The organism is Dietzia papillomatosis NBRC 105045, assembly GCF_001570845.1.
Classification (GTDB): Bacteria; Actinomycetota; Actinomycetes; order Mycobacteriales; family Mycobacteriaceae; genus Dietzia; species Dietzia cinnamea.
The window spans coordinates 50,184-75,625 of sequence record NZ_BCSL01000016.1 but is presented as its reverse complement, the minus strand read 5'-3'; the positions used below and the strand labels follow the sequence as shown (position 1 = coordinate 75,625).

Annotated in this window: 23 protein-coding genes; 13 read left to right on the top strand and 10 right to left on the bottom strand. The window is 70.6% G+C overall.

The annotated features are described in order from the left end of the window. Positions 1-123: 123 nt before the first annotated feature. The 4 genes from DPA01S_RS07710 to mptB are packed head-to-tail and all read right to left on the bottom strand — an operon-like array spanning position 124 to position 4,493. Complete coding sequence (locus DPA01S_RS07710) at positions 124-1,119, bottom strand: COX15/CtaA family protein (protein ID WP_232303061.1); 996 nt, start codon at positions 1,117-1,119, stop codon at positions 124-126. Positions 1,120-1,157: 38 nt separating this feature from the next. Next, a complete protein-coding gene (locus DPA01S_RS07705; RefSeq protein ID WP_061915181.1) occupies positions 1,158-1,949 on the bottom strand; it encodes an ABC transporter permease in 792 nt (263 codons plus the stop codon). Next, positions 1,946-2,881, bottom strand: coding sequence for an ABC transporter ATP-binding protein (locus tag DPA01S_RS07700; RefSeq protein ID WP_061915178.1), 936 nt, complete (start codon positions 2,879-2,881; stop codon positions 1,946-1,948). Before DPA01S_RS07700 ends, DPA01S_RS07705 begins: the two co-directional genes overlap by 4 nt. Positions 2,882-2,906: 25 nt before the next feature. Beyond that, positions 2,907-4,493: a polyprenol phosphomannose-dependent alpha 1,6 mannosyltransferase MptB gene (gene mptB / locus DPA01S_RS07695; protein ID WP_061915175.1), complete on the bottom strand. Its 1,587-nt coding sequence runs from the start codon at positions 4,491-4,493 to the stop codon at positions 2,907-2,909. A 156-nt stretch (positions 4,494-4,649) separates the two neighbouring features. Between mptB and DPA01S_RS07690 the strand changes: the two genes are divergently transcribed. The 8 genes from DPA01S_RS07690 to DPA01S_RS07655 all read left to right on the top strand — a co-directional run bounded on the left by DPA01S_RS07690 (position 4,650) and on the right by DPA01S_RS07655 (position 12,005). Then, positions 4,650-5,387 carry a helix-turn-helix transcriptional regulator gene (locus tag DPA01S_RS07690; RefSeq protein ID WP_061915172.1) on the top strand — a complete coding sequence of 246 codons (738 nt, stop codon included), beginning with the start codon at positions 4,650-4,652 and terminating at the stop codon, positions 5,385-5,387. Next, complete coding sequence (gene sufB, locus DPA01S_RS07685; RefSeq protein WP_061915168.1) at positions 5,384-6,835, top strand: Fe-S cluster assembly protein SufB; 1,452 nt, start codon at positions 5,384-5,386, stop codon at positions 6,833-6,835. The genes DPA01S_RS07690 and sufB overlap by 4 nt, the downstream gene beginning before the upstream one ends. A 4-nt stretch (positions 6,836-6,839) precedes the next feature. Continuing rightward, on the top strand, positions 6,840-8,048 hold the full coding sequence (gene sufD / locus DPA01S_RS07680; RefSeq protein ID WP_061915164.1) for a Fe-S cluster assembly protein SufD: 1,209 nt from the start codon (positions 6,840-6,842) through the stop codon (positions 8,046-8,048). Between the two features lie 61 nt (positions 8,049-8,109). Beyond that, a complete protein-coding gene (gene sufC / locus DPA01S_RS07675; RefSeq protein ID WP_007626481.1) occupies positions 8,110-8,880 on the top strand; it encodes a Fe-S cluster assembly ATPase SufC in 771 nt (256 codons plus the stop codon). A 19-nt stretch (positions 8,881-8,899) separates the two neighbouring features. Further along, positions 8,900-10,162 (top strand): cysteine desulfurase, encoded by a 1,263-nt coding sequence (locus tag DPA01S_RS07670; RefSeq protein ID WP_061915161.1) that lies wholly within the window; start codon positions 8,900-8,902, stop codon positions 10,160-10,162. Further along, positions 10,159-10,611 (top strand): Fe-S cluster assembly sulfur transfer protein SufU, encoded by a 453-nt coding sequence (gene sufU, locus DPA01S_RS07665; protein ID WP_061915157.1) that lies wholly within the window; start codon positions 10,159-10,161, stop codon positions 10,609-10,611. Before DPA01S_RS07670 ends, sufU begins: the two co-directional genes overlap by 4 nt. 6 nt (positions 10,612-10,617) lie before the next feature. After that, positions 10,618-11,088 carry a metal-sulfur cluster assembly factor gene (locus DPA01S_RS07660; RefSeq protein WP_061229204.1) on the top strand — a complete coding sequence of 157 codons (471 nt, stop codon included), beginning with the start codon at positions 10,618-10,620 and terminating at the stop codon, positions 11,086-11,088. Positions 11,089-11,219: 131 nt separating this feature from the next. Then, positions 11,220-12,005 carry a DUF8692 domain-containing protein gene (locus DPA01S_RS07655; protein ID WP_232303060.1) on the top strand — a complete coding sequence of 262 codons (786 nt, stop codon included), beginning with the start codon at positions 11,220-11,222 and terminating at the stop codon, positions 12,003-12,005. On the opposite strand, the gene DPA01S_RS07650 is transcribed toward DPA01S_RS07655, so the two are convergent. Beyond that, positions 11,967-13,175 (bottom strand): lycopene cyclase family protein, encoded by a 1,209-nt coding sequence (locus DPA01S_RS07650; RefSeq protein ID WP_061915154.1) that lies wholly within the window; start codon positions 13,173-13,175, stop codon positions 11,967-11,969. The genes DPA01S_RS07655 and DPA01S_RS07650 overlap by 39 nt on opposite strands. Before the next feature lie 34 nt (positions 13,176-13,209). On the opposite strand from DPA01S_RS07650, the gene DPA01S_RS07645 reads away from it, so the two are divergent. From DPA01S_RS07645 to DPA01S_RS07625, 5 genes are all read left to right on the top strand, one after another. Beyond that, a complete protein-coding gene (locus tag DPA01S_RS07645; RefSeq protein ID WP_061915151.1) occupies positions 13,210-13,992 on the top strand; it encodes a thioesterase family protein in 783 nt (260 codons plus the stop codon). Between the two features lie 427 nt (positions 13,993-14,419). Continuing rightward, positions 14,420-16,051 carry an ABC-F family ATP-binding cassette domain-containing protein gene (locus DPA01S_RS07640; RefSeq protein WP_061915148.1) on the top strand — a complete coding sequence of 544 codons (1,632 nt, stop codon included), beginning with the start codon at positions 14,420-14,422 and terminating at the stop codon, positions 16,049-16,051. Positions 16,052-16,195: 144 nt separating this feature from the next. Next, on the top strand, positions 16,196-16,630 hold the full coding sequence (locus DPA01S_RS07635) for a universal stress protein (RefSeq protein ID WP_061915203.1): 435 nt from the start codon (positions 16,196-16,198) through the stop codon (positions 16,628-16,630). Between the two features lie 91 nt (positions 16,631-16,721). Then, positions 16,722-17,069 carry a hypothetical protein gene (locus tag DPA01S_RS07630; RefSeq protein ID WP_061915145.1) on the top strand — a complete coding sequence of 116 codons (348 nt, stop codon included), beginning with the start codon at positions 16,722-16,724 and terminating at the stop codon, positions 17,067-17,069. 97 nt (positions 17,070-17,166) lie between these two features. Further along, positions 17,167-17,814: an HNH endonuclease gene (locus DPA01S_RS07625; protein WP_061915142.1), complete on the top strand. Its 648-nt coding sequence runs from the start codon at positions 17,167-17,169 to the stop codon at positions 17,812-17,814. On the opposite strand, the gene DPA01S_RS07620 is transcribed toward DPA01S_RS07625, so the two are convergent. The 5 genes from DPA01S_RS07620 to acnA all read right to left on the bottom strand — a co-directional run bounded on the left by DPA01S_RS07620 (position 17,804) and on the right by acnA (position 25,364). After that, positions 17,804-19,342 (bottom strand): pyridoxal phosphate-dependent decarboxylase family protein, encoded by a 1,539-nt coding sequence (locus DPA01S_RS07620; RefSeq protein ID WP_061915140.1) that lies wholly within the window; start codon positions 19,340-19,342, stop codon positions 17,804-17,806. The two genes, DPA01S_RS07625 and DPA01S_RS07620, sit on opposite strands and share 11 nt — an antisense overlap. Beyond that, positions 19,339-20,793 carry an MFS transporter gene (locus tag DPA01S_RS07615; RefSeq protein WP_232303059.1) on the bottom strand — a complete coding sequence of 485 codons (1,455 nt, stop codon included), beginning with the start codon at positions 20,791-20,793 and terminating at the stop codon, positions 19,339-19,341. Before DPA01S_RS07615 ends, DPA01S_RS07620 begins: the two co-directional genes overlap by 4 nt. Positions 20,794-21,027: 234 nt before the next feature. Continuing rightward, the gene (locus tag DPA01S_RS07610) at positions 21,028-21,870 is read right to left on the bottom strand and encodes an aldo/keto reductase (protein WP_061915136.1); all 843 of its coding nucleotides are present in this window, start codon (positions 21,868-21,870) and stop codon (positions 21,028-21,030) included. A gap of 30 nt (positions 21,871-21,900) precedes the next feature. Continuing rightward, positions 21,901-22,470, bottom strand: a complete 570-nt coding sequence (locus DPA01S_RS07605) for a TetR/AcrR family transcriptional regulator (protein WP_061229590.1) — start codon at positions 22,468-22,470, stop codon at positions 21,901-21,903. Between the two features lie 92 nt (positions 22,471-22,562). After that, a complete protein-coding gene (gene acnA / locus DPA01S_RS07600; RefSeq protein WP_061229591.1) occupies positions 22,563-25,364 on the bottom strand; it encodes an aconitate hydratase AcnA in 2,802 nt (933 codons plus the stop codon). Positions 25,365-25,442 lie beyond the last annotated feature (78 nt).

Genomic DNA, 25,442 nt, shown 5'->3' with positions numbered 1-25,442 from the left:
CTACCCGTACAGGGGTAGCGGATCCGGGTCCGGGGTAGCGGATTCCGGCGTTTCAGCGGGTTCGGGGCGCTGGCGCGGGCGTCGACCGGCGCCCGCCCGCTCCGACGCCCACTCCGAAACCCGTCAGCGTGCGGCGGACGCGGGGATCCGGTCGCGGATGACCCCGGCGGCCCACAGGGCGCCGGTCACGGCGGTGATCGCGCCGGCCAGTGTCACGTGCGCCACGACGAGGACCTCCGGGACGCCGAGCTGGTACTGGGTGATGCCGATGACCGCCTGCGCGGCGATGAGCCCGATGAGAATCGCACAGCGCCGGATCGCGGGCCCCTCGGTCCGCAACGCGATGAGTCCGGCGAGCAGGCCGATGAGCAGGCAGACGTAGCCGATCATCAGCTCGGCGTGGAAGTGGACGAGCCACTGGATGGGCAGCTGCAGGCGGTCGGCGGCCTCGATCCGGGCATCCCCGGCGTGGGGGCCGGCGCCGGTGACCATGGTCCCGGTCGCGAGGACGCCGGCGAGCAGGACCGCCGACAGTGCCGTGAGCCAGGCGAGCGGCCGGGGCACCACGCGCCTGGGCGGGGCGGTGTCGTCTTCTCCGATCCGGACGTACAGTACCGCCGCCACCCAGGCCAGGAGCATGGACGGCAGGAGGTGCAGCGCGACGGTCCACCACACGAGCCCGGCGAGCACGGTGATGCCGCCGATGACCGCCTGCGCGACGATGCCCAGCGGCATGGCGAGGGCGAGCACCTTCAGTTCGGTGCGTCGCCCCGCCCGGAAGACCGCGAGGATCAGGGCCGCGGCGACCGCCACCAGGACAAAGGTGAGAAGTCGGTTGCCGAACTCGATGGCCTGGTGGATGGCGGGCCCGGCGCCGGGGACGGGGACGAAGCTGTCCTGGTTGCAGCGCGGCCAGGTCTCGCACCCGAGTCCGGAGGCGGTCACGCGGACGGTGACGCCGGTGGTCATGATGCCGATCTGGGCGATCACGTTCGCCAGGGCGATGCCCTTCTGGGCCCGCAGGGACGGCATCGGCAGCCGGGAGAGCGGACCGCCGGATCCCTTCGACGCGGGCGCGGCCGGGGCTCCGGAGGTCGGGGCGTGCGATGTCGAGGTCACGGCCCCGATTCTAGGCCGCGCGGCGCCGGCCTCTGCTATCAGGTGAACGAGAAGTGACGCACGGCAAAGCCGCCGCAGACGGCCGTCCACAGGGCCAGGGACAGCGCGGCCAGTGCGGGGACGCCGCCGCCGGTCGCGGTGACCAGTGCGGTGGTCAACGCGTAGGAGGGGACGACGACGAGGAGGTCGTGGACCGCGGTGGGGAGATCGACCACCCCGATCGCGAGTCCGGCCCCACCGATGAGGACGAACCAGATGAGGTTGGCCAACGCGAGGACGATCTCCGCACGCAGGGTGCCCCCGAGGAGCAGCCCCATCGAGGAGAACGCGACCGAGCCGAGAGCGACCGCCACGGCACCGAGCGCGAGCCCGGCGGTGTCGGGACGCCATCCGAGGACGGCCGCGATGACTCCGAGGATGACGGCCTGCCCGGCCACCAGCACCAGGGTCGCGAGCATCTTGCCCGCGATGATGACGGCCGGTGGGAGCGGGGTGCCGCCCAGACGTTTGAGGGCGCCGTAGCGCCGGTCGAAGCCGACGGCGATCGCCTGCCCGGTGAACGCGGTCCCCATGACGGAGATGGTGAGCACCGCGGTGATCGCGTGGTCGATCCGCGGCTCGGGCACGGCTCCGAACTCGACGGCGGTGAGGGCGAACAGGATCGCGACCGGGATGACGAGCGCGACCAGCAGTTGCTCGCCGTTGCGCAGGAACAGCGCCAGTTCCATGCGGGTCTGTGCCGCGGCCATCCGTGCGACGGACGCCGGGGCGGACGGCCGGGCGAACGTGCCGGGGGCGAAGCGGTTTCCGTCTTCGGGGGCGTGGGTCATCGCAGTTCCCGTCCGGTCAGGTCGAGGAAGACCTCTTCGAGGCTCCTGGTGCGGGTGGCCAGGGAGGTGAGCTGCACATCGGCCCGCTCGAGCGCGGCGCACATCGCTGTCATGAGGCCGGGGGAGACGGGGCCGTGGACCTCCAGAACGCCGGCCGCGGTCCCCTCGGCGACCGTGTGCTCGTCGCCGAGGACGTCCGCGAGCAGGGACGGGGACACCTCGCCGTCGACGACGAGGGTGACCCCTTCGGCGGTCCCGGCGCGTTCGAGTTCCGCCGGACTGCCCGAGGCGACGCGCCGTCCGTGGTCGACGATCACCACCTGGTCGGCGAGTGACGCGGCCTCGTCCATGAGGTGGGTGGTGAGCAGGACGGCCGCGCCGTCGCGACGCAGCGCGTGGACGAGGTCCCACACGGCCCGCCGTGACTGGGCGTCGAGCCCGGCGGTGGGTTCGTCGAGGAACACTAGTTCCGGCCGTCCGACCACCGCGATCGCCAGGGACAGTCGCTGCTGTTGCCCGCCGGACAGCCGGCGGTAGGGGGTCCTGACGTGGTCGCTGAGGCCGAGCTCGCCCAGGAGCCAGTCCGGGTCGAGGGGGTCGGCGTAGTAGGAGGCCACCAGGTGGAGCATCTCGCCGACCCGCGCGGCCGGGTAGGCGCCGCCGCCCTGCAGCATCATGCCGATGCGGCTGCGTACCCGCTGGCGGTCGGTCAGCGGGTCGAGGCCGAGGACGCGGACCGTTCCGGCGTCGGGGCGCACGAAACCCTCGCAGATCTCGACCGTGGTGGTCTTGCCGGCGCCGTTCGGTCCGAGCAACGCCATGACCTGACCGCGGTCGAGACGCAGGTCCAGTCCCGCGACCGCGGTGGTGGCGCCGAACCTCTTGACGAGTCCCTCGACGTGCAGTGCGGGGGAGTCCGTCGATGAGGTCACGGGTGCCGATTGTAGGCCCGCCCGGCTACCGGTACCGCAACAGCCCCGGCCACCGGAAGAGGGCGATCAGCAGCGCGGCGACGATCACCACCGTCGCCGCCCACGCCTGGACGGTGACGAACGGCGGCAGCCCCGCGCCGGGCGGCAGGGTGAAGCAGGCGAGGACGGCGCTGACCGCGACCACGGGGACGCGGAACTCCCACCGTGACGCCCACGCCGCGAGGGGGACGAGTGCCCACAGGATGTACCAGGGATGGACCACGGGGAAGCACAGCACGATCGCCGCCATCGAGACCCCGAGCCCACCCACCGGATCGATGCGTCCGGCCTGGACCGCGAAGAGCATGCGGACGGTGAAGGCGCCGGCGATCACGAGGGCCGCGGTCTGGACCATCACGAGGATCTGCGCGGTGTGGTCGCCCAGCCCGAGGTACTGACCGATCCCGCCGACCAGCACACCGAGGGCGGTCGGCGGGGAGAGCCAGCTCCGCAACGAGGTGGCGGCGCCGAGCTTGGTGACCCAGCCGAGGCCCGACGAGGTGGCGACCATGGCCACACCGGTCGTGACGCCCGAGATCAGGACCATCACGGCCGTCGCCCGGATCGTGGCCCGCCAGTCGCCGCCCCATCGGCGGGCGAGTGCCATGCCGACGAAGCCCAGGGCGACGATGGTCGGCAGCTTGACCAGGGCCGAACCGGTGATCAGGACGGTTCCCAGGACGAAGAGCGGGATCGCGCCGCGCCCGCGGCCCGCGTGGTCGACGGCGCGGAGGGCCAGTACCAGGCCGACGGCCAGGAGGCCCATCATCAGGGACTCGGAGTGGATTCCGGAGACCAGGTGGAACAGCACGAGCGGGTTGGCGACCGCCAGCCACAGCGCCGCCACGTCCGACACGCCGCAGTACTCGGCCAGTCGCGGCACCGCCCAGCCCAGCATGAGGATGCCGAGCACGGCCACGACGCGGTGCAGGACGGTCCCCGCCACCACGTCGTCGCCCGTGAGCCCGTGGATGGCCTTCTGCACGCCCAGGAAGAGCGGGCCGTACTGGTTGGGCGTGTCGCGCCAGATGTCGGGGACGTTGATCGTGAGCGCGTGGCCGGTCCCGAGCGCCGAGACCGGTCCGCGCTCGTAGGGGTCGTCCAGCGCGTTGCCGATGGCGCCCTGGGCTAGGTAGCTGTAGACGTCCTTGCTGAACATCGGGGGCGCGAGGGCCAGCGGGAGCGCCCACGAGGCGATCACCCTGTCGAGCGTCGCCCGGTCGATGCGCCCGCTCATCCGGCCCCGGCGATCGCGCCCGAGCACGTACGGGGCGAGGAGCAGCCAGCAGAGCGTCACCACGACCATCCCGGCCATGACCACCGTCATCGACGACTGCTGGAGGCGGAGCCAGAGCCCGAACAGGCGCTCACCGGCGATCGGGTTCTGCAGCACCGGCAGCGCGCCCGCGCCGAGGGCTCCGACCGCCATCGCGACGGATGCCGTGGTGCCGATACGCCGGATGCGCCACAGTCGCGCCATCTCCGCGGACGGCGGGGAGCCGGTGAACCGCTCCTGCGCGTGGAGCCGCGAGGTGACCGAGCCCGCGCCACGTGTCGGGACGTCGCGTGCCATCGTCTCGTCCCTCCTCCACCTGGAACTGTCGGGCATGTCGGCGCCCCGAGGGACGCGCCCGGGGGTGGGGGAATAATTCCGAAACGAAAGTGTTGCGTAATATCAGGAGGTGCGCCCCGCCCGGGCGCACAGAGCATATCCGGAAGGGAGTGGCGTATGAGCGTGCAGCACGCGATGGACAGCGGCACGCGCCCCGACACCCGCTCGACGATCCGGGAACTCCTGCTGGAGCGCGGAGCGCTGACCGCGGCCGAGATCGGACAGGAACTGGGGCTCACCGCCGCAGGGGTCCGACGCCATCTGGACCACCTCGTCGAGGCCGGCGAGGTGGAGGCCGCACGCACCCGTCCGGCGGGAACCCGCGGTCGCCCGGCCAGGGCGTTCCAGGTGACGGCCACGGGTCGGAGCACCGCACGGCACGGGTACGATCACCTGGCGGTCGAGGCCATGACGGCACTGCGTCGCATCGGCGGCGCGGAGGCTGTCTCGGAGTTCGCCCGCGAGCGGGTGCGCTCGGTCATCGGACACGTCCGACCGGCCGAGGGTGCCCACGACGTCGAACGCGCCGCGACCGACATCGCCGTGGCCCTGTCGAAGGCGGGCTACGCGTCCTCCGTGGAGGACGCCGGGACGGGGCTGCAGATCTGTCAGCACCACTGCCCGGTGTGGAACGTCGCCTCCCGGTTCCCCGAACTCTGCGAGGCCGAGCAGGAGGTGGTGTCCGAGATAGTGGGCACCCACGTGCAGCGTCTCGCGACCATCGCGGGCGGTAACTGCGCCTGCACCACGAACATCCCGACAGGGACCGTGACCGCGGAGGATCTCGCGGCCACGATCCCCGCACCGGCCGGCGCACCCGCGTCGGCACCGACCGCCGAAAGGACAGTGCGATGACCCTCACCCCCGACCAGGTGACGGCCGACGTCACCGAGCCGACCACCGATGAGGAGCGGATCGCCTCCATCGGCCAGTACAACTACGGCTGGCACGACTCGGACGATGCCGGTGCCGCCGCGCAGCGAGGCCTGTCCGAGGCGGTCGTGCGTGACATCTCCGCCAAGAAGAACGAGTCCGAGTGGATGCTCGACAAGCGGCTCAAGGCTCTGAAGATCTTCGACAAGAAGCCGATGCCGAAGTGGGGCTCGGACCTTTCCGGGATCGACTTCGACAACATCAAGTACTTCGTCCGGTCCACGGAGAAGCAGGCCACCAGCTGGGAGGACCTGCCCGAGGACATCAAGAACACCTACGACAAGCTCGGCATCCCCGAGGCCGAGAAGCAGCGGCTCGTGGCCGGCGTGGCCGCGCAGTACGAGTCCGAGGTGGTCTACCACCAGATCCGCGAGGACCTGGAGAGCCAGGGTGTCATCTTCATGGACACCGACACCGCGCTCAAGGAGCATCCGGAGTTCTTCGAGGAGTACTTCGGCTCGGTCATCCCCTCGGGTGACAACAAGTTCTCCGCCCTGAACACGGCGGTGTGGTCCGGCGGCTCGTTCATCTACGTCCCCAAGGGCGTCCACGTGGACATCCCGCTGCAGGCCTACTTCCGCATCAACACGGAGAACATGGGCCAGTTCGAGCGGACGCTGATCATCGTCGACGAGGACGCCTACGTCCACTACGTCGAGGGCTGCACGGCGCCGATCTACAAGTCGGACTCCCTGCACTCCGCGGTGGTCGAGATCATCGTCAAGAAGGGCGGCCGTTGCCGCTACACGACCATCCAGAACTGGTCGAACAACGTCTACAACCTCGTGACCAAGCGCGCCCGCGCCGAAGAGGGCGCGACCATGGAGTGGATCGACGGCAACATCGGCTCCAAGGTCACCATGAAGTACCCGGCCGTGTGGCTGACCGGTGAGCACGCCAAGGGCGAGGTGCTCTCGGTGGCGTTCGCCGGCGAGGGCCAGCACCAGGACACCGGCTCCAAGATGCTGCACCTGGCGCCCAACACCTCGTCGAACATCGTCTCCAAGTCGGTGGCGCGTGGTGGCGGACGCTCGGCGTACCGCGGGCTGATCCAGATCAACCCCGGCGCCAAGGGCTCCAAGTCCAACGTCGAGTGCGACGCCCTGCTGGTGGACAACATCAGCCGGTCCGACACCTACCCCTACATCGACATCCGCGAGGACGACGTCACGCTGGGGCACGAGGCCACGGTCTCCAAGGTGAGCCAGGACCAGCTGTTCTACCTCATGAGCCGCGGCCTGGCGGAAGAGGAGGCGATGGCCATGATCGTGCGTGGCTTCGTCGAGCCGATCGCCAAGGAGCTCCCCATGGAGTACGCGCTCGAGCTCAACCGCCTGATCGAACTGCAGATGGAAGGATCGGTGGGCTGACCCCATGACCGACACGACCACCCCCGAGACCGGGTCCGCCCCGGCCCCCCTCACGGATCGCTACGGCGTCCCCGTCGACGCGACGAAGGGTGACCAGTTCACCTCGTACGACGTCGGCGCGTTCGAGGTCCCCAGCCACAAGGACGAGATCTGGCGGTTCACCCCGCTGCGTCGTCTGCGCGGTCTCCACGACGGCTCCAACGTCACCGCGACCGGTCGCCTGACGGCGTCCGTCGGCGAGCGCGACGGCCTCACCGTCGAGACCGTCGCGATGGACGACAAGCGCGTCGGCGAGGCCGGGGCCCCCCGCGACCGCGTGGCCGCGCAGGCGTTCAGTTCGGCCACCGAGGCCTCGGTCATCACCGTGGCCAAGGAGGTCGTGCTCGACGAGCCCGTGTACGTCACCGTCGACGGTCCGGGCCAGGGCGAGCTCGCCTACGGCCACACCCAGGTCCGCCTCGAGCCGTTCGCCAACGCGACCTTCGTCGTGGACCAGCGCGGCGGCGGCACGATCGCCGAGAACGTCGAGTTCATCGTCGGCGACTCCGCCCACCTCGAGGTCGTCCTCATCCAGGACTGGGACGACGACGCCCTGCACATGGCCGGGCACCACCTGCAGGTCGGCCGCGACGCGACGCTGACCTACACCACGGTGACGTTCGGCGGCGAGGTCGTGCGTATCTCCCCGTTCGCGCGGTTCACCGCGCCCGGCGGCACGGTCACCCTCAACGGCCTGTACTACGCCGACGACGGGCAGCACCTCGAGCACCGCCTGCTGGTCGACCACTCGGTGCCCAACTGCACCTCGCGCATCCTGTACAAGGGCGCGCTGCAGGGCGACGCCTCGTCCAACCTCCCGGACGCGCACACCGTCTGGATCGGCGACGTCCTCATCCGGGCGGCGGCACTGGGCACCGACACGTACGAGATGAACCGCAACCTCGTGCTCACCGACGGCGCCCGCGCCGACTCGGTGCCGAACCTCGAGATCGAGACCGGCGAGATCGCCGGTGCCGGCCACGCCAGCGCCGTCGGCCGGTTCGACGAGGAGCACCTGTTCTACCTCATGTCGCGGGGCATCCCCGAGGACGTCGCCCGACGCCTCGTCGTCCGCGGGTTCTTCGGCGAGGTGATCAACCGCATCGGCGTGCCCGAGGTGCGCGAGCGGGTCACCGAGGCCGTCGAGCTGGAGCTGCAGTCCTCCGGCATCTGACCGAGCCCGCAGGCCCCCGATCATCCTCCGAAGACTTCTCACACAGATTGCGAGCACACCAATGACCACTCTCGAGATCAAGGGCCTGACGGCCCGCGTCGCCGCGACCGAGGACTCACCCGAGACCGTCGAGATCCTCAAGGGCGTCGACCTGACCATCGAGTCCGGGCAGACCCACGCCATCATGGGTCCGAACGGCTCCGGCAAGTCGACCCTGGCCTACGTCATCGCCGGCCACCCCAAGTACGAGGTCACCGGCGGCACCGTGACCCTGGACGGCGAGGACGTCCTGTCCATGGAGGTCGACGAGCGGGCCCGCGCGGGCCTGTTCCTGGCCATGCAGTACCCCACCGAGATCCCCGGCGTCTCCACCGCCAACTTCCTGCGCACCGCGGCCACCGCGGTCCGTGGCGAGGCGCCCAAGCTGCGCCACTGGGTCAAGGAGGTCAAGGAGGCCATGTCCGACCTCGACTTCGACCCCGCGTTCTCCGAGCGCAGCGTCAACGAGGGCTTCTCCGGTGGTGAGAAGAAGCGCCACGAGATCCTCCAGCTCGACCTGCTCAAGCCGAAGATCGCCGTGCTCGACGAGACCGACTCCGGCCTCGACGTGGACGCGCTGCGCGTGGTCTCCGAGGGTGTCAACCGCTACAAGGCGGAGGAGAACGGCGGCATCCTGCTCATCACGCACTACACCCGGATCCTCCAGTACATCAAGCCCGACACCGTCCACGTGTTCGTCGACGGCCGCATCGCCGCCTCCGGTGGCGCCGAGCTGGCCGACGAGCTCGAGGCGAACGGGTACGAGAAGTACCTGACGCCCGCCACCGCCTGATCGGAACAGCTGGGAGAACATGACCTCGACCCTCGACCTGACAGCAGTCCGCGCGGATTTCCCGATCCTGTCGCGGACGGTCCGTGACGGAAAGCCCCTGGTCTACCTCGACTCCGGGGCGACGTCGCAGCGCCCGACCCCGGTGCTCGACGCCGAGCGGGACTTCCTCCTGCACTCCAACGCCGCGGTCCACCGTGGCGCGCACCAGCTCGCGGAGGAGGCCACGGACGCCTACGAGGGCGCCCGCGCCGACATCGCGCGGTTCGTCGGGGCCGACGTGGACGAGCTGGTCTTCACCAAGAACGCGACCGAGGGGCTCAACCTCGTGGCGTTCGCCCTGGGGGACCAGCGGTTCGGCGACCACGCCGTCGGCCCCGGCGACGAGGTCGTCATCAGCGAGCTCGAGCACCACGCGAACCTGGTGCCGTGGCAGGAGCTGTGCCGGCGCACCGGCGCGACCCTGCGCTGGTACGGCGTGACCGACGACGGGCGTATCGACCTCGACTCGCTCGAGCTCACCGACGCCGTCAAGGTCGTCGCCGTGTCGCACCAGTCCAACGTGACCGGCGCGGTCACCGATGTGACCCGCGTGGTCGAGTCGGCCCGGAAGGTCGGCGCGCTGGTCGTGCTGGACGCCTGCCAGTCGGTCCCGCACATGGCCGTGGACTTCCACGATCTGGGCGTCGACTTCGCCGCCTTCTCCGGACACAAGATGCTCGGCCCCACCGGTATCGGCGTCCTCTACGGTCGTCGCGAGCTGCTCCACGCGATGCCGCCCGTGCTCACGGGGGGATCGATGATCTCCACCGTCACGATGGGGGAGTCGACGTTCGCCGAGCCGCCGCAGCGGTTCGAGGCCGGCGTGCCGATGGTGTCGCAGGCCGTCGGCCTGGCCGCGGCCGTGCGCTACCTCGAATCGGTGGGGATGGAGACCATCGCCCGCCACGAGGAGGCGCTCACCGTGGCCGCGCTCGAGGCGCTGCAGCAGATCCCGGGCGTCCGCATCGTCGGACCGGAGAACATGGTCTCCCGGGGCGGCGCCGTCTCGTTCGTCGTGGACGGCATCCACGCCCACGACGTGAGCCAGGTGCTCGACGACGACGGCGTGGCCGTCCGCGTGGGCCACCACTGCGCGTGGCCGCTGCACCGGCGCCTCGGTGTCCAGTCCACCGTGCGGGCGTCGTTCGCGCTGTACAACACCCTCGACGAGGTCGAGGCCCTGGCCCGGTCCCTGCGCCGAGCCCGGGAGTTCTTCGGAGTCGACGGGGGTGGGCTGAAGTGAAGCTCGAGCAGATGTACCAGGAGGTCATTCTCGACCACTACCGCCACCCGCACCACAGCGGGCTGCGGGAGCCCTTCGGCGCCGAGGTCCACCACGTCAACCCGACCTGCGGCGACGAGCTGACCCTGCGGTTGCGCCTGTCCGATGATCTCGCCACCGTGGAGGACGTGTCCTACGACGCACAGGGCTGCTCCATCAGCCAGGCCTCCACCTCGATGATGGCCGACCTCCTGGTCGGCCGTCGGGTGGAGGAGTCGCTCGAGGTCGTCGACGCCTTCCAGACGATGATCTCCTCCCGCGGCCAGGACGAGGGCGACGAGGAGGTCCTCGACGACGCCGTGGCCCTGGCCGGGGTGTCGCGGTACCCCGCGCGGGTCAAGTGCGCCCTGCTGGGCTGGATGGCGTTCAAGGACGCCCTCGGCCGACAGACCGAACACCATCAGGAGTGATGTGACATGACCGAGCAGATGACACCTGCCAACGATCCCGCGGTCGACGACCCCACGTCGGCCGCCGAGAACGACACGCCCGCGGGGACCGCCTACAACGGCGAGTTCCGCCCCGACCCCAACCGGCCGGAGCAGTCCGAGGAGGACCTCGCGCTGGTCGCCGATCTCGAGGAGGCCATGCGCGACGTGGTCGACCCCGAGCTGGGCATCAACGTCGTCGACCTGGGTCTGGTCTACGACATCTGGGTCCGCCCCGGCGAGACCGAGGGATCGACCATCGCACGCGTCGACATGACCCTGACGTCGGCGGCCTGCCCGCTCACCGACGTGATCGAGGACCAGGCCCGCTCCGCGACGGTCGGCTCCGACCTCGTCAACGACCTCGAGCTCAACTGGGTCTGGATGCCGCCGTGGGGACCCCAGATGATCACCGACGAGGGACGCGAGCAGCTGAGGGCCATCGGCTTCACCGTGTAGCCCTCTTCGCGGCGCCGCCGCCGCGATCCGCGTGCCCGCTAGAGCGCCCGCCCCGTTCTGGACGGGGCGGGCGTCTCCGCGTCGTCGCCGGCGATTACGGTTCCGTTCGGCCGACATTTACGCTGGGGGACATGTCCGCATCCGCTGATCACATTGTTGGCGACCGGTCTGAGGCCGAGAGTGGGGGCGGGCGTGTCATCGAAGGAACCCGCCTCACCCGGGCGACGGCGTGGCTGGTGTTCCCCCCGTCGCTTCTGCTAGCCCCGCTGTCGGGTTTCCTGCTCTACATGGTGCACGCCACTGGCAGCGATCAGCCGTGGCACGTCTGGAACCTGCTGTGGACCGCCTTCGACATCGGTGCCGAGGGCAACGCGGCCGTGTGGTTCGCCTCGGCGGTCTGGCTCCTCGTGGGCGCCTTCGCGGCCCTCGCCGCCGTCACCACCGCCCGTTTCCGCTCGTCGTGGTGGCTCTTCTCCGCGGTCGCCGTGACCGCCTCCGTGGACGAGGCGGGCGCCCTCCACGAGCGGCTCTTCGTGGTGGGGGACCGGCTGGCCCCGTACCTGCCGTTCGACACCTACTACAACTGGGTGATCCCCGGCGCCGTGATCGCCCTGATCGTGGGCGGTCTGCTCATCAGGCTGGTCCTCGCTCTCCACCGCCGCGTCGCCGTCTCGTTGATCGCGGCGGCCGTGGTCTTCCTGTCCGGCTCGCTCGTGATCGAGAGCCTCACCGGGCTCGTCGACCGCGAGATCGGCGCGTCGTCGACTCTCTACCTCACACTGATGTACATCGAGGAGACGTTCGAACTCCTCGGCGTGGCGGGGGCCGCGGTCGCGCTGTCGTCGATGTTCCGCGTCGCTCGCCGCCCGGGCGGCCTGTTACTCACGTTCGACGGGTTTCGATCGCGCGACGCCTGACAGCGCCGCGGGACCGCGGGCAGAGCGCCGCAGGACCGCGGCCACCATCCCGGCCTTGTCGCGCACGGGCATGGTCACCCACATGTCCCACATCGCGGCAGCGACCTGGTGCGACGGACTCGCCCCGTCGAGGAACCACCGCTGGCGGCAGCCGTCGAGGCGCCCGAACGCCGCGAACAGCGCCCGGAGGGTCCGGTCGTCCGCACGGAGCAGCGCCCGCAGGCCAACACCGTGAAGGGTCGTGCTCAGAGGGGACCGCGGCGCGGGAAGCGGGTGGCCGGCCCCGAGCGCGAGGACGGCCGCGGGGACGGCCGCGAGCATCGCGGCCACCGAATACCCCGTCGCCGCGTGTCCGTGCCCGCCCGCGGTGCCGAACGCCTCGACCAGCGGGTTCCCGGACCCGCCCGGCCGCGGCAGGAGCGGGATGTGCACCCGCTCCACCGATAGCGGGTCGTCGATCGCCGCGCTGGGCACCCCCCGGCCCGCCAGGCGCGAGCGCAGCCGGCTCGCCAGGACGGCGGGATCCGGGGCGGGCAGCCCCGCCAGACACGTCTCCTCCAGCAGAACCCGATCCGCGGACAAGGGGATCGCGTACAGGAAGCTGGGGCCGACCTCGTCGTCGTCACCCCGGCCACGCGCGTAGTCGGTGCGCCAGTCCATGAACAGGGCCGCCTCCCCGCCCAGGGCCGGCGCCGCGTCCGCGGCGTCCACCACGATGCCGTACGCCGTCTGCAGCGGGCCCGAGTTGAGCCGGCCCCCGGCGCCGCGGCAGTCCACCACGCGGTGGGCCCGGGCCGTCAGGTCGCGCAGACCCGCGTCGTCGACCGCCTCCCGCTCCACGGTGACCCCGGAGCCGAGCGGCAGGGCACGCCGCAGGGCGTCGTTGTCGAGCACCGCGTACTCGCGCTGGAGCACCGCACGCCCGGGCGCGTACAGGGCGGGCGAGGAGACCCGGTGCGCCAGCACGTCGATCCCGCACGCCTCCGGACGCAGCCACGGCGGCACCTGGTCGGCCCACACGGACAGGGTCTGGTGCCACGGCGCGTCTGGCCGCGGATCGAGCGCGAGGACCGTGAGACCGGCTGCGGCGCAGCGGGAGGCGAGCGCGCGGCCGGCGGGGCCGAGCCCGACGACGGCGACGTCGAACAACCCGCCACCCGTAGCCTTCATACGAACTGACACTACCGTCGCGCGAGAGGAACCCATGTCCGGCGCCTTCTACCAGCAGATGGACCACGGTCGCTTCGGGTCGACCGCGCTCACCGCGGGCCCGTGGTCCGCCGAATCCCAGCACGCCGGGCCGCCGAGCGCGCTGCTGGTGCGGGCGATGGAGCGGTTCGAGGCGGACCCGACGCTGCGGCTGGCGCGGGTCTCGGTGGACGTGCTGGGGCCCGTCCCCATCGCGCCGCTCGACATCGAGGTCCGCACCGTGCGCCCGGGACGCAGCGTCGAACTCCTCGAGGCCACCGCCTCCGTGGCCGGCCGGCCCGCGCTCGTCGCCCGCGGGTGGCGGATGCGCCGCACTCCCGACGACTTCCCCACGGTCGGAACCCACGACGGGCCGCCCGTGCCCACCACACGCGAACGCGGACCGATGATGAGCTTCGCCCACGCCGACGGCTACCTGTCCGTCGTGGACTTCTCCTTCGACTCCGGCGGCGGTGACGAGCTCGGGCCCGCGCAGGCCTGGGGGCGTGCGCGCGTCGATCTCGTCGAGGGGGAGCGCATGACCGGGTGGCAGCACACCGTGGTGGTGGCCGACTCCGCCAGCGGGGTGTCCCTGGCCAGCGATCCGCTGAGCCACCCGGCGGTCAACTGCGACCTCGTGGTCTCGCTGCACCGCGACCCCGAATCCGGCTGGGTACACCTGGACAGCGAGACCGTCGGCGGGCCCGGTCAGGGAGTGCTCACCGACACGCTGATCTCGGACGATCGCGGGCGGCTCGGCCGCTGCGTGCAGAACCTCTACGGTCGACGCGCGGGCTGAGCTTTCGCAGCCGCCCCTCACGATGGCGTCTGGCCTGCCCCGATGCGCGGGCGAGACGCCATCGTGAGGGGCGAGGAGGGCTGTCGTGGACATCTGCAGGAGCGAGACGCCAGGCAGACGAGCGGCTGTGCGGAATCGCGACGCGTCCGCGCCGGGCGGGAATGCACGGGCGGGAGCGATGAGCCAGGGCCGGGAGCAGCTGCACACAGTGGACGCCTGGAAGGCCGCCCACAGACCGCAGCGAACGGAGTGCGGCGGGAGAATCCGCTAGAAGGCGGACTCGGCGTACACGCTCTGGTGGCGGAGACCCACGTCACCGGACTCGTCGGCTCACTCGCGCCGCAGGTAGAGTGGCAGGTCGGCCCGTACCCGTCCGCGGGCGGGCCGCCGACTCTTCCCCGAAAGCTACAGCGAGGTACCCGCGCACGTGATCACCATCGACGACCTGGAGGTGCGCGCCGGCGTGCGCACCCTGCTCCACATGGACGGGTCCTCGTTGCGGGTCCAGCCCGGCGACCGGATCGGCCTGGTGGGACGGAACGGCGCGGGTAAGACGACGACGATGAGGATCCTCGCCGGCGAGGGTGAGCCATACGCCGGGAAAGTCGAACGGACCGGGGATCTGGGGTACCTGCCGCAGGACCCGCGTGAGGGCAACATGGACCAGCTGGCCCGGTCCCGCGTCCTCTCGGCCCGCGGGCTCGACGTCCTCATGGCGGACATGACCGCAGCCCAGCAGCAGATGGTCGACGCCCCTGACGACGCCGCGATGGACAAGGCCGTGCGCCGCTACGGCCGGCTCGAGGACGAGTTCTCCGCCCGCGGCGGGTACGAGGCCGAAAGCGAGGCCGCGCGCATCTGCAGCAGCCTGGGCCTGGAGGACCGTATTCTCACGCAGCATCTCGGCACGCTCTCGGGCGGTCAGCGCCGACGGGTGGAACTGGCACGCATCCTGTTCGCCGCCTCCGACGGCGCCGGCAAGTCACAGACGATGCTCCTGCTCGACGAGCCGACCAACCACCTCGACGCCGACTCCATCACGTGGCTGCGCCAGTTCCTGGAGAAGCACGAGGGCGGGCTGATCATCATCTCCCACGACGTCGAACTTCTCGAGGCGGTGGTGAACAAGGTGTGGTTCCTCGACGCCGTGCGGGGAGAGATCGACGCCTACAACATGGGCTGGAAGAAGTACCTCGACGCCCGCGCCACCGACGAGGCGCGTCGCCGCCGCGAGCGCGCGAACGCCGAGAAGAAGGCGTCCGCGCTCAAGCAGCAGGCCGCCAAGCTCGGCGCCAAGGCCACCAAGGCCGCCGCCGCCAAGCAGATGATCCGCCGCGCCGAGACCATGATGAACGAACTCGACGAGGTGCGCGTGGCCGACAAGGTCGCGCACATCAAGTTCCCCACGCCGGCCGCGTGTGGCAAGACGCCGCTGTTCGCCAAGGGTCTGACCAAGATGTACGGCTCGCTCGAGGTGTTCGCCGGGGTCGACCTGGCGATCGACAAGGGCAGCCGCGTGGTCGTGCTGGGCTACAACGGCGCCGGCAAGACCACCCTGCTCAAGCTGCTCGCCGGCGTGGAGCGCACCGACGGCGAGGGCGGCGTGGTCACCGGCCACGGGCTCAAGATCGGCTACTTCGCCCAGGAGCACGACACCCTGGACATGGACGCGACCGTGTGGGAGAACATCCGCCACGCCGCGCCGGACGCGGGGGAGCAGGACCTGCGCGGCCTGCTGGGCGCGTTCATGTTCTCCGGCCCGCAACTGGAGCAGCCCACCGGCACCCTGTCCGGCGGTGAGCGCACGCGTCTCGCGCTGGCGGGGCTGATGTCGTCGGCGGCCAACGTGCTGCTGCTGGACGAGCCCACCAACAACCTCGACCCCATCTCGCGTGAGCAGGTGCTCGACGCCCTGCGCACCTACGAGGGCGCGGTCGTGCTGGTCACCCACGATCCGGGCGCCGTGGAGGCGCTGGAGCCGGAGCGGGTCATCATCCTGCCGGACGGCACGGAGGATCTGTGGAGCCAGGAGTACATGGAGATCGTCGAGCTCGCGTGAGCCTGCGAACGCGACGTTCGCGCATGTAACCGTCGAACTCGCGTAGCTACGCACACCGCCCGGCGATCCCGTCTACGGTGGGAGGTGTCGTCGGTGCACGACATGTCCAGCGCCGCCGACGGTCTCGTCGAAGGAGGAGCGCTCATGGACACAGGACCAGTCGTCGTCGGAGTTGACGGGGGCCCGGATTCCCGGCGGGCTCTGACCTGGGCGGCCGATTACGCCCGCACCGTCGATGCTCCGTTGATCGCGCTGACCGCGTTCGACGTCGCGCCGGTGTTCGGCCCGTACGCGATGTCCGGGGCGGAGTCGCCCAAGAAGCTGGAGGAGCAGGCGCGGAAGGTACTGGCCGACACCGTGCGTGACACGCTCGGGCCGGACGCCGTCGTGCAGCAGCTCGTCATGCGCGGCCACCCGGCCGAGTCGATCGTCGCGGCGTCGCGGGATGCCCGGCTCGTCGTCGTGGGGTCGCGCGGGCGCGGCGGGTTCGCGGGCATGTTGCTGGGATCGGTGAGCCAGCACGTCGTCCCGCACTCCCATTGTCCGGTGGTGGTTCTGCCGCGACAGGAGAACACCTGACCCGGCAGTAGCCGGCCGCGCCACCGAGTCGCCGGTCACATAGGCCACCCTTACCAGGCGTTATGTCCTCGCGGCCTGAGAGAATCGCCGTATGGACATCGTCTTCAACATCGTGCTCATCCTGCATTTCATCGGCCTGGCGGGCATCATCGGCGGCTGGCTGGCGACCATCAAGGCGCCTCACGTCAACAAGGCGATGCTGCACGGCGCCATCCTGCAGGTGGTCACCGGCCTGCTGCTGGTGGGTCTGCGGGAGATGGACGACGTGGACGTCAACCACATGAAGATCGGCATCAAGCTGGTCATCGCGATCGCCATCCTGGTGGTGGCCATCCTCGGCGTCCGCAAGGAGGCCCGCGCGCAGGGCACCACCGCGACGCTGGCCCACGTCGCCGGCGTGCTCGGCATCGTCAACGTCGCGATCGCGGTCTTCGTCTGACGCACCCCGCACCATGCTCCGCCCCTCGACCTCGAGTCGGGGGGCGGTTCTCGTCGGGGGCATAGTGGGTCGGGAGACGCTCTACGAGGAGACCAATATGGATGAGGCGGGTTCCGATGTCCCGGTTCCGGGCCCGACGCCGGGAGCACCCGCGTCTGAGGACAAGGCCGATGTCCTCGCTGACGTCGTCGCCGCGCTGGAAGCAGACGGGCTCGGCGAGGGGCGACGCATCCTGGGCGAGCGGTACCCGTTCACCCCTGTCGAGAAGGCGTCGCGAAGCTACACCGAGCGCGCCTCGCTCCGGTTGTTCTACCCGGACGGTTTCACCGACCGGTACAGCGGAAGCCGCCTCGTCAACCCGGGAGCGCTCCGGCTGCTGTCGGTGCTCCTGCCAGAGGATTTCCCGGCGGATCCGAACTGGGCGATGTCCAGGTCGCACTTCGCGTTCTGGGAACTGTTCCCGACCATCGACCACGTGCGACCGGTGTCGCGCGGCGGGCAGGACGCCGAGGAGAACTGGGTGACGACGTCCATGCTCCGCAACTCGGCCAAAGCCCATTGGGAGTTGAGCGAACTCGGCTGGGACCTCCACCCGCAGGGAGATCACACCGAGTGGGACGGCCTGACCGGGTGGTTCGTCCGCTACCTGAATGCTGAGCCGGCGCCGTTGGCTGTCCCGTATGTGGGTCGGTGGTTCCGCGCGTCGGCGGAGATCCGCAAGGAGTTCACCGGCCTCACTCCATGACGGCCGCGAGGTAGGCGCGGACGAGCCGGGCCCCGACGTCGGCGGGGAGGCGCTCGATCGCCGCCATGAGCGGAGCCATGCCGCCGCCCGTTCCGTCTTCAGGCGCGTCCGCGAGGACTCCCGAGACCATGGCGTGGACGTCGTCCTCGGGCAGCGCGAGCAGATCGCCGGGGGAGAGGGCGCCGGAATCCAGTGCGGCGAGGACGTCGCCGAACGCGGCCGGCGGCGTCGGTGCGCCCCGACCGCGCGCCTCGTCGGCCGCCTCGCGCGCCACCCGGAGGATGTCGTCGACCAGCCGTTCGGTCACCGGGGTGACGGTGAGGTGGGACGACGACGACAAGAGGCCCCGCTCCTGGCGGTGGGCCGGCTGCGCCTGGACGGAGATGCCCCTCCGGCCACAGGCGTCGGCCCAGAGGTGGGGGTGGACGCGTCGGCCGTCATCGACGGTGTCGTCGGTGGCGACTGCGAGCAGCGGTCCGGGGTCCCGGTCGAGAACCCGCAGCCCCTCGATGGCGGACAATCCCTCGACCAGGCGATCGGTGGCGCGAGCGGTGCGGGCGACGAGTTCCCGCTGTCCGTCGTCGCCGAGCGCCTCGAGAACCGTCCACGCCGCGGCGGCGGGCTCCAGCGGCTTGGAGCCGGCGAGGGTGGGGTTGACCACGGGGTAGCCCGGCCAGTCCACGGTGGCGAACCACGCGGCGCGGTGGCGTTCCCGGCCGCGGCTGAGCAGAACCGAGGTGCCCTTGGGTGCGAAGCCGTACTTGTGCAGGTCCGCCGAGATGCTCGTGACGCGCGGCACGCGCAGGTCCCACCGCGTCGCCACCTGCGACCCGCCCGGTTCGGCCCGCGCGGCCTGGGGCCAGAACGGCAGCACCAGCCCGCCGAGGCAGGCGTCGACGTGCAGCCCGATCCGCGGGTCGTGGCGTGCCTCGAGCCCTGCAGCGACCTCGGCCACAGGGTCGATCACCCCGTTCGGGTACGCCGGGGCCGAGCACACGACGAGCACCGTCCGGTCATCGACCGCCGCGAGGAGCTCGTTGGCGGACACCCTGCCCGTCGCCGGGTCCACCTCGACGCCGACGAACCGCAGACCCAGCAGGTGCGCGGCCTTGCGGAACGCGGCGTGCACGGTGACCGGGGCGACGATCGCCCCGCCGCCGCCGGGCTCCCGGCCGGACACCTCCCGGGCGGCTAGGCAGGCGAGCATGCAGCTCTCGGTCCCGCCGGAAGTGACGCTGCCGTAGACCGTCTCCGACGTGCCGCCGAGGATCGCCCGGACACGGTCGACGATCCCCCCGTGGATCGCGGCGACCGAGGCGAACACCGTGGGGTCGAGACCGTTGACCCCGTGCGCCAACCGGGCGGCGCGGGTCGCCAACTCGTCGAGTTCCTCCAGTCCCGAGTCGTACACGTACGACAGGACCCGGCCGCCGGTCGTCGGCGGATCCAGCGCCCGGAGCGCGGCCAACCGGGCCAGGGCGTGCTCTCCGCGGTCGGCGATCTCGAGGGCCAGGGGATCGGGGGTCATGTGCGCTCCGTCCATCGGGGATAGGACCGGCCGAGAGTCCGGATCAGCAGCAGGCTAGCGCCCGCGAGGACCGCGGGGACCACGGAGAACGCCAGGACGATCGCCCAGTGCGCCGACCCCGGCTGACCGGCCACCCCGCCGGAGCGGAACCCACCGACCGCCAACAGGGCGAGGACGACCACCGGCCCCAACGCCATCGCGCCCGTCTCGGAGGCCGTCCACAGGCCGCTCATGGCGCCACTTCGTCGTCGTCCCCCCAATGTGCGATCCAGGTCGGTGCAATCCGGCAGCATCGACATCGGAAGCGCCTGCATACCCGCGTACGCGACGCCCGCCAACGCCACCGGCACGTGCACCCACCCACCGGGCGCGAAACCGGCCGGGACGAGCAGAAGTGTGGCCACCGTGAACACGACCGTCGCCGCGGCGAGTGCGGGCACCTTGCCCCGCGCGTGCGCGAGCCGCGCCCACAGCGGCATCACCAACAACGCCGGCCCCACCAGGGCCAGGAACAGCCCGGTCAGCGCGGTCTCGTCACCCAACACGTACGTCGCCACGTACTGACCACCCGCCAGCATCACCGCCGTGGCCACCGCCTGCAGGCAGAACACCACCACGAGCAGCCGGAACGGCCGCGTCGTCCGCAGCGCGTCGAGGCCGTCGCGGTACTCGTGGGCGAGGCCACCCGCGGGTGCGTCGGCGCGCATGATCGTGCGGCGGCCGGCCACGAACGTCGACCACAACATCCCCACCAGCATCACGGCGGCGACGCCCGCGGCCATCACCACGTACCCGGTCGCCCCGCCACCGGCCGCGTCCCGCAGCGCCGGGCCGCCACCGCCGGTGAGCAGTATCGCCGCGGCGAGCACCGCCACCCGCCACGCCAACACCGTCACGCGGGCGGCGGCGTCCTCGGTGAGCTCGGCCGGCAGCGCGAGGTACGGCACCTGGAAACACGAGTACGCGAGCGAGGCCAGCAGGAAGAAGCCCATCACCCACACGCCCGCCGCGCCCGTGCTCCAGCCCGTCGGCGCGGCGAACGTCGCCACGAAGAGCACCGGAAGCGCCAGCGCGCCGGACAGCATCAGCCCCGTGCGGTAGCCGGTGCGGTGCGACGCGCGGTCGGAGATCGCGCCGATCAGCGGGTAGGCGAGCACGTCGACCACCTTCGGCACCAGCACGAGTACCGTCGCCACCGCCGCGGCGACCCCGATCGAGTCCGTGAGGTAGTACGCCAACACCAGGCCGGGCAGCGTGCCGAACGCGCCCGTACCCAGGCTGCCCGCTGCGTACGAGGCCAGGACCGGGGCCGTAGTGGCGCGATCGCGCGCCGTCCGGCCCAGTGCGTCGTGGGCGGCGGCCGCGTCAGCCGCGTCGTGCGCGCCGGCCGCGTCGTGCGCGCCGGCCGCGCCGTGGGCGTCGGCCGCGTCGTGCGCGCCGGTGGTGGTCATGGACCGACTCTAGGACGCGCCAGCCCGATCCCGCCGTTGAAAAGAGCGTTCCGCACACGCGCCTCTCGGCAGACGTGTGCGGAACTGACTTCTCGACGCTGGCAGCGCAGCCCTAGAGCGAAGGACCGTCACTTCGGTACGTTCTGCGGTCGGGTCTCCTGGGGAAATGCTGACCTAAGTGACGGCTGACGGGCGACAGCGCGAGCCGCTCGCCGGTATGCGGACGGTTGGCCCTCAGCCGCGCCAGTCGAAGACGTCCGGGTCCGGGCCGGAGCGCGTGCCGTTGTGCAGCGCCGATACCGAGGCCATCTGCTCGTCGGTCAACTCGAAGTCGAACAGCTCGAGGTTCTCCCGCATCCGCGCGGGGCTGGAGGACTTGGGGAACACGATGTCCCCGCGCTGCAGCACCCAGCGAAGCACCACCTGGGAGACGGTGCGCCCGACCTGCTCGGCCAGCGCCGTGAGCTGCGGGTCGCCGAAGACCGTCCCCTGGGCGAGCGGGCTCCACGCCTCGACCGCGATCCCGCGCTCGACGCAGGCGGCGCGGAGCTCGTCGTTGACGAAGTACGGGTTCGACTCGATCTGGTTGACCGTCGGGGTGCTCAGGCCGGCCTCGGCGAGGCGCGCGAGGTTCGCCTCCGTGAAGTTGGAGACGCCGATCGAGTCGACTGGCAGGTCGGAGCTGATCTCCTCCATGACCTCCCAGACCCTCGCGACATCGTCGTGCATGGCCAGCGGCCAGTGGACGAGGTACAGGTCGATCCGCCCGCCGAGCGCCTCGAGCGACCGCTCAGTGGCCTCACGGGCGGCCGTGCGCTCGTGGAAGGTGTTGTTGAGCTTGGTCGTGATCCAGAATTCCTCGCGCGGGATCCCGGAGGCGGCCACCGCCCGACCGACGCCCTCTTCGTTGCCGTACATCTGCGCGGTGTCGAGGTGGCGGTACCCGGCGTCGATCGCGTCGGTGACGACCTTCTCGGTGTCGGCGGGCGGGACCTGGAACGTACCGAAGCCGAGCTGGGGGATGGACCGCCCGTCGGCGAGGGCGATCGTGGGGATGGTCGTCTGGGGTGTGCTCATGCGCTACAACGTACGCCCCGGCGCGCGTTGTCACCCCTGACCGGTGCGCAGCGACGCCTCCACGAGGTCCAGCATCTCGCTGACGTGCTCGGTGCCGCGGCCGGTGGCCAGGTGCGTGATGAGTCCGTCGAGGATGATGTCGAGGTAGACGCGCAGAACGTCGGCCGGGATGTCAGTGCGCATCCGACCGGAGGCCTTCTGCTCGCGGAGTCGAGCGACGATCGCCGCGTCCACCTCCGCCTGCCGGTCCGTCCACCGTTCCCGGAAGTCCGGGTCGGTGCGGATCCGACGGGCGATCTCCAGCCGGGTGCCGAGCCACGAGAACTCGTCGGGGTCCGCGAGTATCTCCCTCATCACCTGGACGAGGCCCTGCTCGGCGACCGTGGCGGCCATCGCCGCGGCGTCGTCGTGGGCCAGGGCGAGGAAGAGGGCGTCCTTGTCGTCGAAGTGGTGGAAGATGGCGCCGCGGCTCATGCCGGTGGCCTCCTCCAGCCGGCGCACGGTGGCCCCCTCGAACCCGTACTCGGCAAAGCACTCACGGGCGCCGGACAGGATCTGCCGGCGTCGGGCGTCCATGTGGTCCTGGCTGACCCTGGGCATCTCACAACCTTTCTCGCGGATACACCGCGGCGGTGCGCAGTTCCCCGCCCGATTCAGGGGGTACCGCGCACCGCCGACGATGTGAGAGGGGATCAGCCCTTGATCATGTTGCGCAGCACGTACTGCAGGATGCCGCCGTTGCGGTAGTAGTCCGCCTCACCGGGGGTGTCGATGCGCACGGTGGCGTCGAACTCGACGGTGGAGCCGTCCTCCTTGGTCGCGGTGACCTTCACCGTCTTGGGCGTGGTGCCGTTGTTCAGCTCCTCGATGCCCGCGATGTCGAAGGTCTCCGTGCCGTCCAGGCCGAGGGTCTCGTGGGACTCGCCCTCGGGGAACTGCAGCGGGATGACGCCCATGCCGATGAGGTTCGAGCGGTGGATGCGCTCGAAGGACTCGGTGATCACGGCGCGGACGCCGAGCAGGCGGGTGCCCTTGGCGGCCCAGTCACGCGAGGAGCCGGTGCCGTACTCCTTACCACCCAGCACGACGAGCGGGATGTCCTGCTCGGCGTAGTTCTGGGCGGCGTCGTAGATGAACGCCTGCGGCGCGCCCTCCTGGGTGAAGTCGCGGGTGTAGCCGCCCGTCACTCCGTCCAGCAACTGGTTCTGCAGACGGATGTTGGCGAACGTGCCGCGGATCATGACCTCGTGGTTGCCGCGGCGGGAGCCGAAGGAGTTGTAGTCCTTACGCTCCACACCGTTGGCGTCCAGGTACTGCGCCGCCGGGGTGCCCGGCTTGATGGTCGAGGCCGGCGAGATGTGGTCGGTGGTGACCGAGTCGCCGAGCTTGGCCAGGACGCGGGCGCCCTTGATGTCCTTGACGGGCTCCGGCTCCATCTCCATGCCGTCGAAGTACGGGGCCTTGCGGACGTAGGTCGACTTCTCATCCCACTCGAAGGTCTTGCCGTCGGGGGTGTTGAGGCCGCGCCAGCGCTCGTCACCGGCGAACACGTCGGCGTACTTCGACTTGTACTCGTTGGAGGAGATGGAGGCCTTGATGGTCTCCTCGATCTCCTCGGAGGTGGGCCAGATGTCCTTGAGGTAGACGTCGTTGCCGTCGTGGTCCTTGCCCAGCGAGTCGCTGGAGAAGTCGAAATCCATCGTGCCGGCGATCGCGTAAGCGATGACCAGCGGCGGGGACGCCAGGTAGTTCATCTTGACGTCCTGGTTGATCCGGCCCTCGAAGTTGCGGTTGCCGGACAGGACGGCGGTCGCGGTGAGGTCGTTCTCCTGGATCGCGTTGGAGATCTCCTCGGGCAGCGGGCCGGAGTTGCCGATGCACGTGGTGCAGCCGTAGCCCACGAGGTGGAAGCCGAGGGACTCGAGGTCGGGCCACAGGCCGGCGCGCTCGTAGTACTCGGTGACGACCTGCGAGCCCGGAGCCATCGAGGTCTTGACCCACGGCTTGGCGGTCAGGCCCTTCTCGTGGGCCTTACGGGCGAGCAGGCCCGCGCCGATCATGACCGACGGGTTGGACGTGTTGGTGCACGAGGTGATCGACGCGATCGAGACGATGCCGTGGTCGAGCACCATCTCCTTGCCCTCGACGGTGACCTCGACCGGCTTGGAGGGCCGGCCCTCGGCGCCGGCGGAGGCGTCGGCGCGGACCGAGCCCTCCTCGGCGTGGACGAGCGTGGCACCCTCGGCCGGGGCGTCACCGTACTGCGTGGAGCCCTTCTGGGTGTCCTCGAGCGTCGTCGCGTCGTCGCCCACGTAGTTGTGGATGTCCTTCCGGAACGCGCTCTTGGAATCGGACAGCTCGATGCGGTCCTGCGGGCGCTTGGGGCCGGCGATCGACGGGACGACCTCGCCCAGGTCCAGCTCGAGGTACTCCGAGAACGCGGGCTCGGGGGCCTCGGGGTCGAGCCACATGCCCTGCTCCTTGGCGTAGGCCTCGACCAGAGCGAGCTGCTCCTCGTCGCGGCCCGTGAGGCGCAGGTAGTCGATGGTCTCGCCGTCGATCGGGAACATGGCACAGGTGGAGCCGAACTCCGGGCTCATGTTGCCGATGGTCGCGCGGTTGGCCAGCGGCACGGCGGCGACGCCCGCGCCGTAGAACTCGACGAACTTGCCGACGACGCCGTGCTTGCGCAGCATCTCGGTGATCGTGAGGACGACGTCGGTAGCGGTCACGCCGGGCTTGATCGAGCCGGTGAGCTTGAAGCCCACGACGCGCGGGATGAGCATGGAGATCGGCTGGCCGAGCATGGCGGCCTCGGCCTCGATGCCGCCGACGCCCCAGCCGAGAACGCCGAGGCCGTTCTCCATGGTGGTGTGGGAGTCGGTGCCCACGCAGGTGTCGGGGTAGGCGACGCCGTCGCGGACCATCACCGTGCGGGCCAGGTACTCGATGTTGACCTGGTGCACGATGCCGGTGCCCGGGGGGACGACCTTGAAGTCGTCGAACGCGCCCTGGCCCCAGCGGAGGAACTGGTAGCGCTCTTCGTTGCGCTGGTACTCGATCTCGACGTTCTTGTCGAACGAGCTGTGGTCACCGAAGGACTCGATGATGACGGAGTGGTCGATGACCATCTCGGCGGGGGCCAGCGGGTTGACCTTGTCCGGGTCGCCGCCGAGCTTCTCGACGGCCTCGCGCATGGTGGCGAGGTCGACGATGCAGGGCACGCCGGTGAAGTCCTGCATGATCACGCGCGCCGGCGTGAACTGGATCTCCGTGTCGGGCTCGGCATTGGGATCCCAGTTCGCCAGGGCGTCGATGTGCGCCTTGGTGACGTTCTTACCGTCCTCGGTGCGCAGGAGGTTCTCGGTGAGGACCTTGAGGGAGTAAGGGAGCTTCTCCGCTCCCGGGACCGCCGACAGGCGGTAGATGTCGTAGGCCTCGTCGCCGACCTCAAGGGTCCCCTTGGCGCCGAAGCTGTCAATGCTTGCTGTCACGTCAGCTCCACTCGTGGTGTCTATGTCGATTCGTCATCCCTCCCGGAGCCGTCACCTCGTGTGTGTCGGGCGGCGACG